The organism is Caballeronia udeis (genome assembly GCF_044909315.1).
Classification (GTDB): domain Bacteria; phylum Pseudomonadota; class Gammaproteobacteria; order Burkholderiales; family Burkholderiaceae; genus Caballeronia; species Caballeronia udeis_A.
Map to the genome: position 1 here is coordinate 136,681 of NZ_JBIYEB010000009.1, position 14,537 is coordinate 151,217.

Sequence of the window (14,537 nt, forward strand, 5' to 3'; positions counted from 1 at the left end):
GTTTGAGCGGCGGACGGAGGCTAGCGCGCAAGCGCGCCTCCTCCGACCCGACACTGCTGAAGCCGGTGGAGGGAAGGGGCCTTAGTTCAAGACCAACGCAACATGCACTGAGGACCTGGAGATTGGGCAACCTTGTCAACTCCGATCAGTGTTCAGAAGCTGCAGACGGCGTTACACGTGAAAGCGCTGCCGGCCTCCGACAATGGCGTCGATTCGATATTCTGGCAGGGATACATCGGCCGGCGCCCCTGCTTACTTTGTCATGCTTTGCAGACGGTACAGATCGAGCCGTCCGCCCGTGCCTTGCATCTTCTGAATATTCGCTACTGTTCACGAGAGACCAATCCATATCAAAACCCAACCTGAGAGTGTCTTAGTGTCGGCCTGTTGTCTAAACAATGCCAACCGCCGTCAAACCGTCAAAAACATCAATCGATCTGCCGCCCAGACCGCCATTTTTCGGCAGAAATGCAGCTATCGGCCGAATTTCTGAAACCCTAGACTTTGTCTCGAAGTGCACCCGTTCTGTTGAGCCACGCATGACGCAGTGCGTCGAAGCAATGGATTCATTTCAATGTCCAGGCGTATCTAGTAGTAGAACGAAATAATACTAACGAAAAAGAACCTATCCTATACATCCCCTCGCGGGAGATTTTCTTGCTTTGGAGGCTCAGACGATGAAACAGTCAATGCGTAACGGACTGGTGATGATAGGCGTGATAACGGGCGTCGCCGGGACAGCGCACGCGCAAAACAGTGTCACGCTATATGGTCGAATCGACAATGGCATTGCATTTGTCGACCACGCGAGTGGTGAGGACGATCTGGTCACGCTCAGGCACGGGTTGTCCAATTCGCGCTTTGGTTTCAAGGGCACGGAGGATCTCGGCGGCGGTCTGAAGGCAATATTCCAGCTCGAGAACGGCTTCAATGAGAGTACCGGCGCGCTGGGCAACGGCGGCCGCATGTTCGGCCGGCAAGCCATTGTCGGGCTCAGCGGAGATAGCTGGGGTAAGGTGACGCTCGGGCGGCAATATGACCCGCTCGTCGATCTGATCCAGCCTCTCACCGCGGATAACACGTTCAGCAGTGTGACGGCTACACCGGGTGACATCGACAACTACGACAACAGCCTTCGCGTATCCAGTTCCGTCAAATATCTATCGCCCGTGTGGAACGGCTTGCAGGCCGAGGCGATGTATGGATTTGGCAACGTAGCTGGCGCAATGGGACAAGGCGCGACGTACAGTGGAGCGCTCACTTATTCGTTCAACAATCTGTCGGTTGCAGGGGGCTATTTCCGAGCAGACAACCCAAATCCGGGTTCCGGCACGCGACGCAACATCAGCAGTGCAACCAATGCGTGGACCGGTTCAAGCGATCCGTTGTTTGACGGCATCGTCAACAGCGGATACATCTCGGCGGCATCAATCTCCATCGCTCGAGTCGGTGCGCAATATACGGCGGGATCGTTCATTCTGAGCGGTACCTATAGCAATTCGCAGTATAAAAGCGATGGATTTTCAACGTTTGCGGGCGAGGAACGCTTCAATTCCGGTACGGCGTCAATCACCTACCAGTGGACACCGGCGCTGGCAATCGGCACGGGATACACGTACATGAGCGCCAGTGGCAACACATCTGCCACGTATAACCAGTGCTTCGCCGGTGCTGTCTATTCGTTGTCCAAGCGCACCTCGGTCTATGCGGTTGCGGGATATCAGCACGCGAGCGGCAAGCAACTGGTGCAGAACAGCAATGGCACGACGACAGTGCAGACAGCACAGGCTTCCGTGGGTTCGTTTGGCTATGCCGGCACCAGCAATCAGACGATTGCGATCATCGGTGTACGCACCGGTTTCTGAAACCGATGACGCGTGACACCCTGCAAACGATCTGCAGGGTGTGCGTGGTGCGCTCGACCGAACACCGAACCGTCCACAAATTCAACCGGCTTCGCCGCGCCCGATCGGAAACGCCTGGTGCCCGGACACAACGTCCTCCCCGCCACGCCGGTCGAAGCGCGTCCCCAACATCACCCAGGTACGGATTCGCTCGATACCCGGAATCTCCGCGATCTCGTCCAGCAGCGCATCGAGGTCCTCGACTCGTGGCACTTCCAGCCGGCAGACCAGATTGAAGTCGCCATCGATCGACTGGCACAGTTTGATTTCAGGCAGCAGCCTGAGCCGCTCGACCACGTCCTTAATCTTGCCGTTAGACAGCGCGGCCATCAGCAAAGCTTCGGTATAGTCTGCGAACGGATCGCGCGCGAGAATCGCTGAATAGCCAATGATGGTGCCATTGTTCTCAAGTCGCGCCATCCGTTCCTGGATGGTTGTGCGCGCGACGCCGAGCATGGTCGCCAGCGCCGTTGTGGTTTCGCGCGCATTGGCCTGCAGCAACGCTATGAGCTGACGGTCAGTTGCGTCATTTGCTCTGCTCATTGTCGTTCCTCACATGGTTCTCCCAACACACCTGTCGGGTTGTCCTGGACGCCGCACGCTGCGTAAACCGAACAATCGGATCGCCGTAAATTCTGGTCAAGGGTTCAGAGCACGGCGCCAGACAAACTGCCGGGAAGTGCAGGCAGTATGCCGGTTAATGGCTTGATTTCGGCAAGTTTGCCACTTTAACTGCGCGGACGATAGTCCTACAATTTTCATCAACGAAACGCGCTTTTTCGGCACGCTTTCAACGCTGTCGGGGCTTTACAGGCCGGCGTGCGTTCTTGATCCAATCAGACGAGGACAACATCAAATGCATAGGGGTACAGATGAATTCCGCTGGGCCAGGCGCGCAGCCGATAAGATCGCCATGCCTTCCACGACGCCCAGGGACATGATCCGGCTCGGCGGTGGTTTGGCGTTTCCCGACGAGTTGCCGAACATCGTCGAAGAAGCTGCTGCCGCTGCTGCGATGCGCAGCGAAGGGCTGCAATACGGTCCTCTGTACGGACTCACCGATCTGCGGGATGCGGTTGTCGCGTATCTCGCGCAGGACGGAGTGAGCGCCGAACGCGAAAACATTCTGATCGTGAACGGTGCGAAGCATGGTCTGGATCTGGCCTGCCGCGTGTTCATCGAACCCGGCGACGCGATGATCGTGACCGGCCCCACCTACATGACCGCGCTATCGATCATGAAAACGCACGAAGTCGAGTTCGTGGTCGTGTCGCAGGACGACAACGGCATGAAGGTCGACGAACTCGAAGAGACATTGGTGGCACGCCGTAAGAGCGGTCGGCCGCTTCCAAAACTGCTCTTCGACGTACCCGATTTCCACAACCCGACCGGTATCACGCTCTCTATCGAACGTCGCCAGAAGCTGGTGCAACTGGCGATCGAATACGGTTTCCGCGTCCTCGAAGACGATCCGTATCGCCGCGTGCGTTTTGAAGGTACTTCGATCGCGCCGATCAAGTCGTTCGACATCGGTAACCATGTGATCGGACTTGGCACCGTGTCGAAGATTCTTGCGCCGGGACTGCGCATCGGCTGGGTCAACGCGAGCCCGGAAATCGTCGGCAGGATGGCGGCGCAGAAATGCGATCACGGCACCAATCCGTTCGTGCAACGGATCGTTGCGCAACTCTTCCTGAACCGCAAGGTCGACGAACACATCGAGCGCGTCAAGCGCACCCTGAGGGTTCACCGCGACACGATGGTCGAAGCGATCCACGAGCATCTGCCGGGCAGCAAGGTCGACGTGCCGCACGGCGGCTATTTTCTGTGGGTCCGGCTGCCCGATGAAGTCGACGCCGACCAACTCGTGCAACGCGCGGGCGAATTGAAGGTCGAGGTCAACCCGGGACGCCTGAGTTTCGCCGGTCCGGCGCCTGGCCAGTTCATTCGCCTGGCTTACAGCTTCTGCGATCCAACCGAGATTCGCGCCGGCATCGCGCGGCTTGGAGAAGCCTATCGCGCGCTCCGGTCGACAAGGGCAACGCAGGCGTGATCTCGCCAGGCTGCGTGACACCATGGGCAAGGTGATTGAGGACTGGTTTCCGGAAGGCGTCGATACCCGCGCTTCTGGGTAGGTTTGCGGCCAATGATGCCGGACGGCCCGTCTGTCCTCGGCGAGACGCAATTGCGCAATCTGTACATTAACGCCGGGCATGGTTCGACGGGCCGGGCGATGGCGATGGGCTCGGGTTGTACGGTCGCCGACGTGATCACCGGCCGCAAGCCGGCGATCGACCTGGCGGGCCTCACGCTTGGGCGATACTGCTGAGCGCATGCGAATATTGGGCAAGGGCCATTTTGTGTGATATTCCCAATCTTGCGATCTGCGAAGCGGTAGTGATCGACAATGCAGCACTTGCACAGGCTGGGAGACACGACAGATGAAGCACAAGCGAGCAGCAACTGAAGTCAGGCAGGACGTCCTGCTGGCCCTGGGCGATCCGCTGCCGTCAGGGGGCAAGACGGCTGGTTTCATCAAGGTACCGTATTCGTCGAATACGTCCGCCTATGGATTCATTCCGGTGCCGTTCGTCGTAGCGGGGCCGGCCACGGGGCCGAAAGCGCTGCTGATGGCGGGCACCTATGGCGACGAGGCGGAATGCCAGATCGCGTTGGCGCAGGTTGCACGTGAGCTTGATCCGGCCCAATTGCAAGGGCAGGTGATTATTCTGCCGATGACGAACGAACCGGCTGCCCGGGCAGGCATGCGTAATTCGCCGATCGACAATGTGAGCCTCGGCCGCAGCTACCCCGGCGACGTGTTCGGCAGCCCGACTGAGGTAATTGCTCAATACGTCGAGCGCTTCCTGATGCCGCAATGCGATGTGGTGGTGGATGTGCATAGCGGCGGCAACTCGTTGAACTATCTGCCGTGCGTGATGACAATCGCGCATGCCGACCGCACGGAAATGAACCGGCGGCTCGCGCTGGCGTTCGCGTTCGGCGCGCCGCTCGTGCTGATTTCGCACAGCTTCGAGGAGCGCAATTCGTCTGGTGCAGCGAAGCGCGCAGGAACGGTGCGGATAGGAACGGAAATCAGTGGTGATGCCACGATCAGCATGACCTTGGAAGGCGTCGCTAATGTCCTCAGATGGGCAGGCATTTTGAAGACGGACGAAGAAGACAAGACACCCGAGGCGCACGGCTGCGAAGTCCTGGAAGTGCATCCAGAAAACGACTATGTCTATGCGCTGTCCTCGGGGATGTTCGCGTCCGCGGTGCGGCTTGGTGCAGTCGTGAAGACGGGCGATTGCGCCGGGTATATCCACGATACGTCGCGCCCGCTTGCGGAGCCGGACGAAGTGCACTTTATGTCGGCGGGAAAAGTCGTGTGCGTCCGACCGTCCGGGCATGCGCAACGCGGTGACTGTCTGATGCATCTGGCGACCGATCCCGACCGGCAAACTGCCGAGCAGATCACTTCGATTGAACGCGCCTTCTGGGGGGCGAATCAATCCCACTCACGTGGCAAACAGACCCCGCGCCGTTGATGGAACGGCGCTGACGCTTTAGCAAGGAGCGTCGGCGTAACCCGAATTCAAATCGAGTTATTCGTCACGTAATTATTTCGGATAACGATGTAAAATTTGATGAAAATGGTGGTGACACGAAGTGGCGGCCGCATGGGAGGATATTCGCCGAAGCCGTGCTCGACTCGCGCGACTGCGCTTACTGCTCGCTCGCAAGGGGAGAAGCACGCCCGATGGGGCAGGATGCCGGCGCTGTGTTAGGGGGGAGACGGGCGTTCCCGTGTCGACGGATCTCGATGCTGCGCTGCAAGAGGCCGACGTCATCTTCGATTTTACGAGGCCTGATGCCTGCAATGCGCATGTCGCCGCAGCCCTGCGGCATAACGTGAAACTCGTGACCGGTACGACAGGGTTGTCACCGGTGCAGATCGACACGATCCGCCAGGCAGCGCGGTCGATGCCGATCGTCTTCGCGCCGCGCATGAGCGCCAGTGTGGCGATGGTGCTGGAACATGCCGCGACGCTCTTCGACGACGGATACGACGTCGAAATCATCGAAGCACATTATCGCCAGAAAACCGACGCACCGTCGGGCACCGCGCTCGCGATGGATGAAGGGATCAGGCGCGCACAAAAGCGCGCGCTCGACTCATGCGCCGTCTATGGCCGCAGCGGCGAGACGGACACGCGCCTACTGGGTGCGATCAGTTTTGCTGCTGTGCGGTGCAGCGACATCGTCGGTGAGCATACGGTGCTGTTTGCCGGCGCGGGCGAGCGGATCGAAATCACGCATCGCGCGCTGAGTCGAAAGGCTTACGTAGACGGTGCGCTGCGGGACGCGTGTTTCCTGCGAGGGCGTCAATCCGGGCTGTTCGACATGTGCGACGTGGTGGGCTTGTGGTAGCAAAAGCGCTATTGCCGGTAGACCAGGAGGCGTCCGGCATACCGCAGCCGTCCCTCGGCAAAACAGCGCTTTTGGCGCCCGATCCGGCAGATTTCAGGCTTTCCGCCGTTTTATGAGCGACCTACAATTTTTGAACAAAGTTACGGGCGTAACGGCAAGCAGTCGACGTTTTTCCATCAGAGGAGAACATGAGCGCACAAGTCTCTGGCCAGACGGGCAGAAGGGTAGTGATCTCAGGTCAGATAACGGGCGCGATGCTCTACGTCGACGGCGGACTCACGCTCGGTTAGACAATCAGGAGGGGACAACATGAACATCTCAATGCCGCATCGCAAACGCGTGCTTTCGCTCAGGCAATGGCTCGTGGTCGGGTTGCTGTCCTGCGCCGCATTTCAACCGGTCTGGGCGGAGGATATGGGCTTGATCGAACCCGGACAGATCACGGTTGCCTTCACCGCGTATTTTCCGCCGATCTCGTCGATCGATTCACATGGCAGCTTCGTCGGCTTCGATCCGGATATCATGCGTGCGGTCGCCGAGGATCTCGGGCTCAAGATCAACTACGTGGCCATCACGACCGATGGGCTGTTTCCCGGCATCAGTGCAAAGCGCTTCGACGTCGGCATGGCCGCGCTGACCGATACGAAAAAGCGTGAGCAGTCGGTCGATCTGGTGGACTACCTGCAGGTGGGGTCGGGTTTTATCGTGCCGGCCGGCAACCCCAGGAAAATGCAAACGCTCGACGACCTGTGCGGCCTGACTGTGGCGTCCACCACAGGCGATGCCGCAACCATGTACGCGCGTGATCAGGCGCAGAAATGCGCGGCGCAGGGTAAGCCGGAGGTTAAGGTCAGCGAATTCCCCGCGTCTGCCCAGGCCATGCTGCAGCTTTACACGGGCCGCGCCGACGTGATGATTCACGACTACCCCGTGTCAGTCTATCTGGTGCAGCAGTCCGAGGGCAGGCTGCAGGTGGCTGGGCGACAGTTCAATGTAGCGCCTGAAGGCATGGCTATCTTCAAGGGTAACGTCGCGTTGCGCAATGCGCTGATGGCTGGGCTGGATCACATCATCGCGAACGGCAAATACGCGGCAATCCTCGCGAAGTATCACATCAGCGACGCGGCACTGACGCACGCGGGTTATAACCAGCCGTTGAGATAGCACTTGCAGCACACGCAGATAGGGTTGATCGCAATTGAAGGGCGGCACGCAGACCAAGGCCGGCTACCGCCCCGACTACTTTCGAGAGCACCATGAGCACCAAACCAAAGTTCGAAATCGTGCGCCGACGCAATCCGGGAAGGTGGGTGTCGAGCGTGTTTCTCCTCCTGATCACACTGGCGCTGATCGATCAGGTCCGGCAGAACAAGATTTTCCACTTCAAGACGGTTGCCGAGTACATCGTCGACCCTCGGATTCTCACCGGCGTGGGCATCACGCTCTATATCACGTTTGCGGCGATGATCATTGGCCTCGTGCTTGGCGCAGTGGTCGCCCTGATGCGTTTGTCGACCAATCCCGTGATGCGGATCACGTCGAGCGGTTTCATCTGGGTGTTTCGCGGTACGCCAACGTTGGTACAACTGATATTCTGGTTCAACATTGCGATCATCTTTCCAACAATCACGCTGGGGATACCCGGTTTCGCGCCAATCTTCAGCTTGCCTACCAATCGTGTGATGACAGGCTTGCTTGCCGCGCTGCTCGGACTGGGCCTGAACGAGGGCGCGTATATGGCGGAAATCGTGCGCGCCGGGATTCTCAGTGTCGACACCGGGCAGCGCGAGGCCGCCAAGGCGCTCGGTCTGACGCCGCGTCTGACGCTGATGCGGGTGATCCTGCCGCAGGCACTGCGCGTGATCATTCCACCCGCCGGCAATCAATTTATTTCGCTGCTCAAGGCGTCGTCACTCGTGTCGGTGATCGCAGCTGGCGACCTGTTGACCGAAACCACGAGGATCTATAACGACAACTTCCGAATTCTTGAACTACTGGTGGTGGCGAGTCTCTGGTATCTGGTGCTCACGACACTTGCCAATATCGCACAGCATTTTCTGGAGAAACGCGTATCCCGAGGCTTCGCAGGAGTGCGCCCCCAACGGCAGAGAAGCACGGCAACGCAGGGTGCATTGGCAGCATCACGCGGTCAGCTCTCTACGTCGCCGAAGGAGATCTGAATGGACAGGACAGCGCTCGTCGACGCGCAGGCGATCGACAAATACTATGGCACCGTGCAGGTGTTGAAAAACGTGAATCTGCAGGTGCGAGATGGTGAGGTGGCGTGCCTCATCGGTCCGTCGGGTGCGGGCAAGTCGACGCTGCTTCGCTGCATCAACCGGCTGGAAGCGCCGGATTCGGGAATGGTATTCGTCGACGGTGAACCGATCGGCTACCGGCTCAAGTCGGGCCGCTATTACGAATGCGACGAAAAGGCGCTCGCCGGGCAGCGCGCGCGCATGGGCATGGTGTTCCAGCGCTTCAACCTGTTTCCGCACAAGACGGCGTTGGAAAACATCATCGAGGCGCCCGTCGCACTGAAGGTGCGCAGCCGCAAGGACGCCACCGCGGAGGCGCTTGAGTTGCTGCGCATGGTCGGTCTCGAAGATAAGGGTCATCACTATCCGGCGCAGCTCTCGGGTGGTCAACAACAGCGCGTCGCGATTACACGTGCACTGGCAATGCATCCCAAAGTGTTGCTGTTCGACGAGCCGACTTCGGCGCTCGACCCTGAAATGGTCGGCGAAGTGCTCGCGGTCATGAAGCGGCTGGCGGCCGAGGGCAAGACGATGATCGTCGTGACTCACGAAATGGGCTTCGCGAAGGAAGTCGCGGACAGCATTCACTTCATGGTGTCCGGCGAGATTGTCGAGCGTGGCACCGCGCGAGATCTGCTTTGCTCGCCGCAGGAGGCGCGCACCCGCGCGTTTCTCAGTCGCCTGATGGCGAACGCAGCATGAACGAGGGCCTGAAGGCTATCCGTATTCAGTGAATCATTTAAAGGGAGTGTGCTGTGACAGGAGCAGAGTATTTGGTTTGGCTTCTCGAAGCCTACGACGTGGAGTGCATCTTCGGGTTGCCGGGTGACACCAACGTTCCCTTCTACCGGGCGTTATACAAGTCGACGAAGATTCGACATGTGATGGCGCGCGACGAGCGTTCGGCCGTCTTCATGGCGGACGCTTACGCGCGGCTCACCGGCAAGCCGGCTGTATGCGAATGCCCGAGCGGCGCGGGCGCGATGTACTCGCTGCCGGGCATCGCCGAGGCGACAGCGTCGTCGGTGCCGGTGATCCTGCTGACCAGCGACATTCCGTTGAAGGGCGAAGGGCGTGGCATGATCACGGAACTGGACAACGCAAAGCTCTTCGAGCCGGTCACCAAATTATCTGTACAACTAAAAACTGCCGCAAAGATTCCCGAGACCGTACGCCGTGCGTTTCGTGTTGCGACGAGCGGGCGTCCCGGCGCAGTGCATATCACGCTGCCGGAAGATCTGCTCGCGGAACAGGTCGTTTTCGGTGAAGAAGAGATTTATGCCGAAGCCGCGTGCAAGACTTTCCCGTCGTTGCAGACGCGCGCGCCGCAAGCGGTCGTCGAGCAGTTGGCTGCATTGATCGATGCCGCTTCGAAGCCGGTCATCGTGGCGGGCGGCGGCGCGAATCTGTCGCGCGCCACCGGTGTCATCCAGGCACTCGCCGAAAGAGCGCAGATCGCGGTCGTGACCACGATCACCGGGCAAGGCACGCTGCCCGACGAACATCCACTTGCGCTGGGCGTGATCGGCGACAACGGCTTTCATCCGCACGCGGCGAGAGCGGTCGACGCAAGCGACCTGCTGATCTATGTCGGCTGCAAGGTTGGCTCGGTGGTGTCGATCGGCTGGACATTCCCGGTGCGCAATGTCGCGCGCACGATCGTGCAGATCGACATCGATGCGCAAGTGCTCGGCAACACGCAGCGCAACGACCTGAGCGTGCCGGGCGACGCGCGGTTGGTGCTTGAGGACGTGCTGGCGCTGGTCAAGCCGCACGAGGCACGTTCATGGCTCGGGCCGCTCAACGAGCAGCGCGACCAGTTCTGGAAGACGGCGCTGCCACTCCTGACTTCGGACGCGAGCCCGCTCAAACCACAGCGAGTCGTGCACGAACTGAATCGCCGCCTGCCGCCGGGTACCAAGGTGCTTTCCGACGCGGGCACGCCGACGCCACACATGTCACGCTTTCTCAAACTGCCGGGCGATGGTTCACGCCTCATCATTCCGCGTGCATTCGGTGGTTTGGGCTGGGCGATTCCAGCGGTAGTGGGAGCGTGGCAGGCGAGCCAGACGACGCGTCCCGTCGGCCTGTTCGGCGATGGCTCTTTCGGCATGTCATGCGGTGAACTGGAAACGTTAAGCCGCCTGAACGTGCCTGCGATCCTGCTTCACTTTAACAATGGTTGCTTCGGCTGGATCAAGGCTTTGCAGAAGATGCACAACGCCGGGCAGTATCTCTCCGTCGATTTCACCAAGCTCGATGCCGCGTGTATTGCCGAGGCGTTCGGGCTGAAAGCGTGGCGGGTGGCGACGCCGTCGCAACTGGAGGCAGCGCTCGATGGCGCGTTCGCGCACATGGGACCGGTGTTGATCGATATCGTCGTCGAGTCCATCGTTGATGAGCTGCCACCGGTTTATACCTGGATGAAGGCCTCGGGCAAAGACCCGTTGCTGGCGGTTTGATCCAAGGCCCGTCGCGCGTCACAGCATGCGTGTGCGATTCAAGACTCATACCTGTCGACAGGTCACTTATGTTGCTCCGTTCCACGCTGACTTCTCCTTATGGCCGCAAAGTGCTGATGGCGGCCGATCATCTCGGCTTGCCGTTGACGATTGCTCCGGTCGATACGATGGACCCACACGATCTGATTCGGGAGGACAACCCTTTGGGGAAAATGCCTGTGCTGGTGCTGGACGACGGTCGCAGGCTCTACGACAGTCCCGTGATACTGGAATATCTGGATCATCTCGGTGGCGTCGGCAGCCTTATCCCGCGCGACGCTAAGGAGAGATTCGACTGCCTGACGCTGCAGGCGCTGGCTGACGGCATGCTTGATGCCGCGCTACTGATTCTGTACGAGGAGCGGCGGCCGTGCGACAGGCAGCACGAACCATGGATCGACCGGCAGCGGCAGAAGATTGTGCGCGGCCTCAAGCGTCTCGAAGCCGACACGCCGGTTGCTTCGCACGTCACGGTTGGCAGCATCACGGTCGCTTGTATGCTCACTTATCTCGACCGGCGCAAGGCGGTGGATTGGCGTGCCAGTTGCCCATTACTCGTCAGATGGCTTTGCGACTTTGCTGAATCGACGCCTTCGTTTGGCCATGTGCTGACATGACATCATGCGTAAGTCCGCGACATCGCACCGAGCGAAAAGGCCAGCGCGAATACAACATTTGTGGGCGTAAGAAAGTGCTGTCCAAGACATCATGCCCATTTACATCGGATATACGATCCAATACGAAACCTCTCCGCCGGCAAGTGACACGTTGCGCCCGCGCTGCTGGGCTTTTTGGCTTGCTCCGCTTCGAGCCTGCTCTTCTGCATTTTCGCCCGTGGGAAAGATATGGGCCTGATCGAGCCGGACTCGAGAAGTACGGCACGAGGGATGCCGGGATCACGAATGCGACCTTCAATCAGGTAGTCAAATGAAATCTCCTGCATCGCTTCGCGTATGCATTGCGGGCGCTTCGGGCCGCGTTGGGCGGCAACTCGTCAAGGCTGCGGCCTCAACCGATGGCTTCTCGATCTCCGGTGCGCTGGTGTCACCCACCAGCCGGTATGCTGGCACGCCACTCGACGCGTTGGTGCCCGGAGCAGGCGAGACGTGGATCACTTCCATCGTGGATGACGCTCTCGTAGGCGCGGACGTACTGATCGACTTTACGCGTGCGCATGTCGCGCTCGAACACGTCAAAGCGTGTCGCGACCGTCGCATCAACGTGGTGATGGGAACGACGGGCTTCGATCGAGACCAGTCAAACGTCATTGCAACGGCCGCCGAAGAGGTGGCGATTGTCACTGCGGCGAACATGAGCATTGGCGGCAGCACATTGATCCAGATCGCCGGCACGATCGCAAGGGCGCTGTCGGATGGGTTTGATGTGGACGTCGTCGGCACCCATCATCGAACCAAAGCGGAACTACCGTCGGGAACCTCGATCGCGCTCGGCGAGGCCGTTGCAGCAGCGTCGGGACGAGATCTGGCAAATTGCGCAGTCTATGGGCATGGAGCGAATTCGAGTCCACGGACTGCTGGATCCATCGGGTTCTCGAGCATTCGGGGCGGCGATACGGTTGGAGAACACGCAGTTATTTTTTCCGGCAACGGCGAGCGTTTCGAAATTATTCATCGCGCTTTTCATCGTTCGATCTATGCGCAAGGAAGTTTGCGCGCAGCACGCTTCGTCGCAGGAAGGCGTTGCGGATTATTTACGATGGATGACGTCATGCAAACGCGCTAGCAAATCCGGCTAGCACGACCGGAGAGTACAGGATGAAGTTGTGGTGACTTGCAGCCGCAAGCGTGGCAATGCTGATCCGCGAAAAACCGATAGCCGCACTTCCGACTATCGAACCCGCGGACGGACATAATGTGTTACCCCAACAATCTGGCCTTCAACTGACTTTGAGCGCTACTGCTGACTCCGAGGGCATTCGTCACGTAATTTTCCATCGTCCCGTAACTCGTTCCGACCTGGGTGAATCCGGCCATCAGGAAGCTTTGTTGAACGCCGAGGAAGGGGTAGTAGTAGTCCGCATACGTTTGACCATTTGAGGCGACTATTGCTTCATATTGAGCCTGTATCGACGCAGCCGTATAGATGTTCGTCAGCAAATAGTCTTGGATGACCACACTTTGAGGAACACCCACAAGCGTCAACAGAACGGCTGATGCCCATCCGGTGCGGTCTTTGCCAGCTGAGCAGTGAAAAACTTGGGCATTGGCGCTGTTGGCCATGTCCGTGAAAAGCTCACCAAGGCGCTCACATTCAAATGAACTGGTCACATATTGCTGCTCAGCCTTCACCATGCTCGCGATTGCATCCTCCTGTGAGGTGAGCTTGGGCATCCCTGCGTAATATGAGGCGTAGATGCTGATATTGTTATACGCGGCGCCATCAGGGAGAGTGTCTGGTGCGGCGGCGATTTCCGCCGCCGTGCGCAGATCGAAGACGATCTTGATACCCAGCATGTTGAGGGTCGCGAGATCGGCTGCCGACGGTGCGAACACGCTCGATCTGTAAAACACCCCACGTTGCAGCTTCTGGCCAGATGAAGTCTGATAGGCGAGCGTGTCGTCCGGGCCGGCTACATCGCGAAAGTTGGGTACCGAAGAGAGAATGGGTGTCTTGGCGACCGCTGTATTGCCTGCCGATACGCCACCGTCTCCGCCACACGCGGTGAGTAGCAGACTCCCGGCCGTCGGAATAAGCAGCGTACCTAGTGCTCCGCCTGCGACATTGAATAGAAAATTGCGACGACTGAAGGAATTGAGGCCTGCGCGGCCCATCGTCGATTTGTTCATGAGGGTTGATTCTCTAAAGAAATACAGGATTTTTCTTGCTTATTATCTTTGACGCTGACCGAATCGATCGAGCCCGAAACCCCGGTGACGAGAAGTTTCATAAGATGCTCATCGGATATTTTTGAACGACAGATCAGTGTGGCGTCACAATGTGACGTCAGCGTGGCACCATGATGTTGGATTGTGCCGACACTCTCAGATCAATATGGGCTCCGATGCAAATAGCTGGCCTAACCGAGACGTCTCCTATAGATATAGATACCTTATCGATTGAACAGGACGGCATTCCGGATGGCGGGAGCAGCGGTATCTTTGAGTCTGAGAGCCCAGAGGTCGAACCGCCCCTTGCGAATGCGGTGCATCAACTCGATGCCTGAATCGTGGTCGCGGCACTGGGTATACCGAACCCGTTGCAGCGCTTGACGAACTCCGGAGTAATGCGCTTTACCCAACGCATGATCGTAGTGTGTGCCAGCAACAATCCGCTCGGCGATCATCTCGACCAAATCGCGCAGGCCGAGCTTGTAGCGAAGGTACCAGCGCACACGCAGAACAATGATCTCCCGATCAAAATGCCGACCATCGAACAATCCCTCCAGCCCTTCGCGTTTCCTCATCACCGGCCGCGCTATG

Annotated in this window: 12 protein-coding genes and 2 pseudogenes; 11 read left to right on the top strand and 3 right to left on the bottom strand. The window is 58.9% G+C overall.

Annotation, left to right across the window (positions count from 1 at the left end; translation table 11 throughout):
- Positions 1-677: 677 nt before the first annotated feature.
- Entirely contained in the window at positions 678-1,865 is a 1,188-nt protein-coding gene (locus ABH944_RS16720) for a porin (protein WP_404609222.1), read from the top strand.
- Positions 1,866-1,946: 81 nt separating this feature from the next.
- On the opposite strand, the gene ABH944_RS16725 is transcribed toward ABH944_RS16720, so the two are convergent.
- Positions 1,947-2,447 (bottom strand): Lrp/AsnC family transcriptional regulator, encoded by a 501-nt coding sequence (locus ABH944_RS16725; RefSeq protein WP_404609224.1) that lies wholly within the window; start codon positions 2,445-2,447, stop codon positions 1,947-1,949.
- A gap of 313 nt (positions 2,448-2,760) precedes the next feature.
- Here ABH944_RS16725 and ABH944_RS16730 point away from each other — a divergent pair, with 313 nt between their 5' ends.
- The 10 genes and pseudogenes from ABH944_RS16730 (at position 2,761) to dapB (ABH944_RS16775) (ending at position 12,840) form a co-directional block, all read left to right on the top strand.
- Complete coding sequence (locus tag ABH944_RS16730; protein WP_404609225.1) at positions 2,761-3,957, top strand: aminotransferase-like domain-containing protein; 1,197 nt, start codon at positions 2,761-2,763, stop codon at positions 3,955-3,957.
- Positions 3,958-3,999: 42 nt separating this feature from the next.
- Positions 4,000-4,233 carry an FAD-dependent oxidoreductase gene (locus ABH944_RS16735; RefSeq protein ID WP_404609437.1) on the top strand — a complete coding sequence of 78 codons (234 nt, stop codon included), beginning with the start codon at positions 4,000-4,002 and terminating at the stop codon, positions 4,231-4,233.
- A 112-nt stretch (positions 4,234-4,345) separates the two neighbouring features.
- The gene (locus tag ABH944_RS16740; RefSeq protein WP_404609227.1) at positions 4,346-5,455 is read left to right on the top strand and encodes a M14 family metallopeptidase; all 1,110 of its coding nucleotides are present in this window, start codon (positions 4,346-4,348) and stop codon (positions 5,453-5,455) included.
- A 99-nt stretch (positions 5,456-5,554) separates the two neighbouring features.
- Positions 5,555-6,338, top strand: a pseudogene (gene dapB, locus ABH944_RS16745) (4-hydroxy-tetrahydrodipicolinate reductase).
- A 309-nt stretch (positions 6,339-6,647) separates the two neighbouring features.
- The gene (locus ABH944_RS16750) at positions 6,648-7,502 is read left to right on the top strand and encodes an ABC transporter substrate-binding protein (protein WP_404609229.1); all 855 of its coding nucleotides are present in this window, start codon (positions 6,648-6,650) and stop codon (positions 7,500-7,502) included.
- A 92-nt stretch (positions 7,503-7,594) separates the two neighbouring features.
- Positions 7,595-8,518, top strand: coding sequence for an amino acid ABC transporter permease (locus ABH944_RS16755; protein ID WP_404609231.1), 924 nt, complete (start codon positions 7,595-7,597; stop codon positions 8,516-8,518).
- Complete coding sequence (locus ABH944_RS16760) at positions 8,519-9,298, top strand: amino acid ABC transporter ATP-binding protein (protein WP_404609233.1); 780 nt, start codon at positions 8,519-8,521, stop codon at positions 9,296-9,298.
- 53 nt (positions 9,299-9,351) lie between these two features.
- Positions 9,352-11,058, top strand: a complete 1,707-nt coding sequence (locus ABH944_RS16765; protein WP_404609234.1) for a thiamine pyrophosphate-binding protein — start codon at positions 9,352-9,354, stop codon at positions 11,056-11,058.
- A gap of 68 nt (positions 11,059-11,126) precedes the next feature.
- Positions 11,127-11,714, top strand: a complete 588-nt coding sequence (locus ABH944_RS16770) for a glutathione S-transferase N-terminal domain-containing protein (RefSeq protein ID WP_404609235.1) — start codon at positions 11,127-11,129, stop codon at positions 11,712-11,714.
- A 310-nt stretch (positions 11,715-12,024) separates the two neighbouring features.
- A complete protein-coding gene (gene dapB / locus ABH944_RS16775) occupies positions 12,025-12,840 on the top strand; it encodes a 4-hydroxy-tetrahydrodipicolinate reductase (protein ID WP_404609237.1) in 816 nt (271 codons plus the stop codon).
- A 134-nt stretch (positions 12,841-12,974) separates the two neighbouring features.
- On the opposite strand, the gene ABH944_RS16780 is transcribed toward dapB (ABH944_RS16775), so the two are convergent.
- Positions 12,975-13,904 (bottom strand): tyrosine-protein phosphatase, encoded by a 930-nt coding sequence (locus ABH944_RS16780; protein WP_404609239.1) that lies wholly within the window; start codon positions 13,902-13,904, stop codon positions 12,975-12,977.
- A gap of 415 nt (positions 13,905-14,319) precedes the next feature.
- Positions 14,320-14,521: pseudogene (locus ABH944_RS16785) on the bottom strand (IS6 family transposase); the annotation flags it as partial.
- Positions 14,522-14,537: the final 16 nt, after the last annotated feature.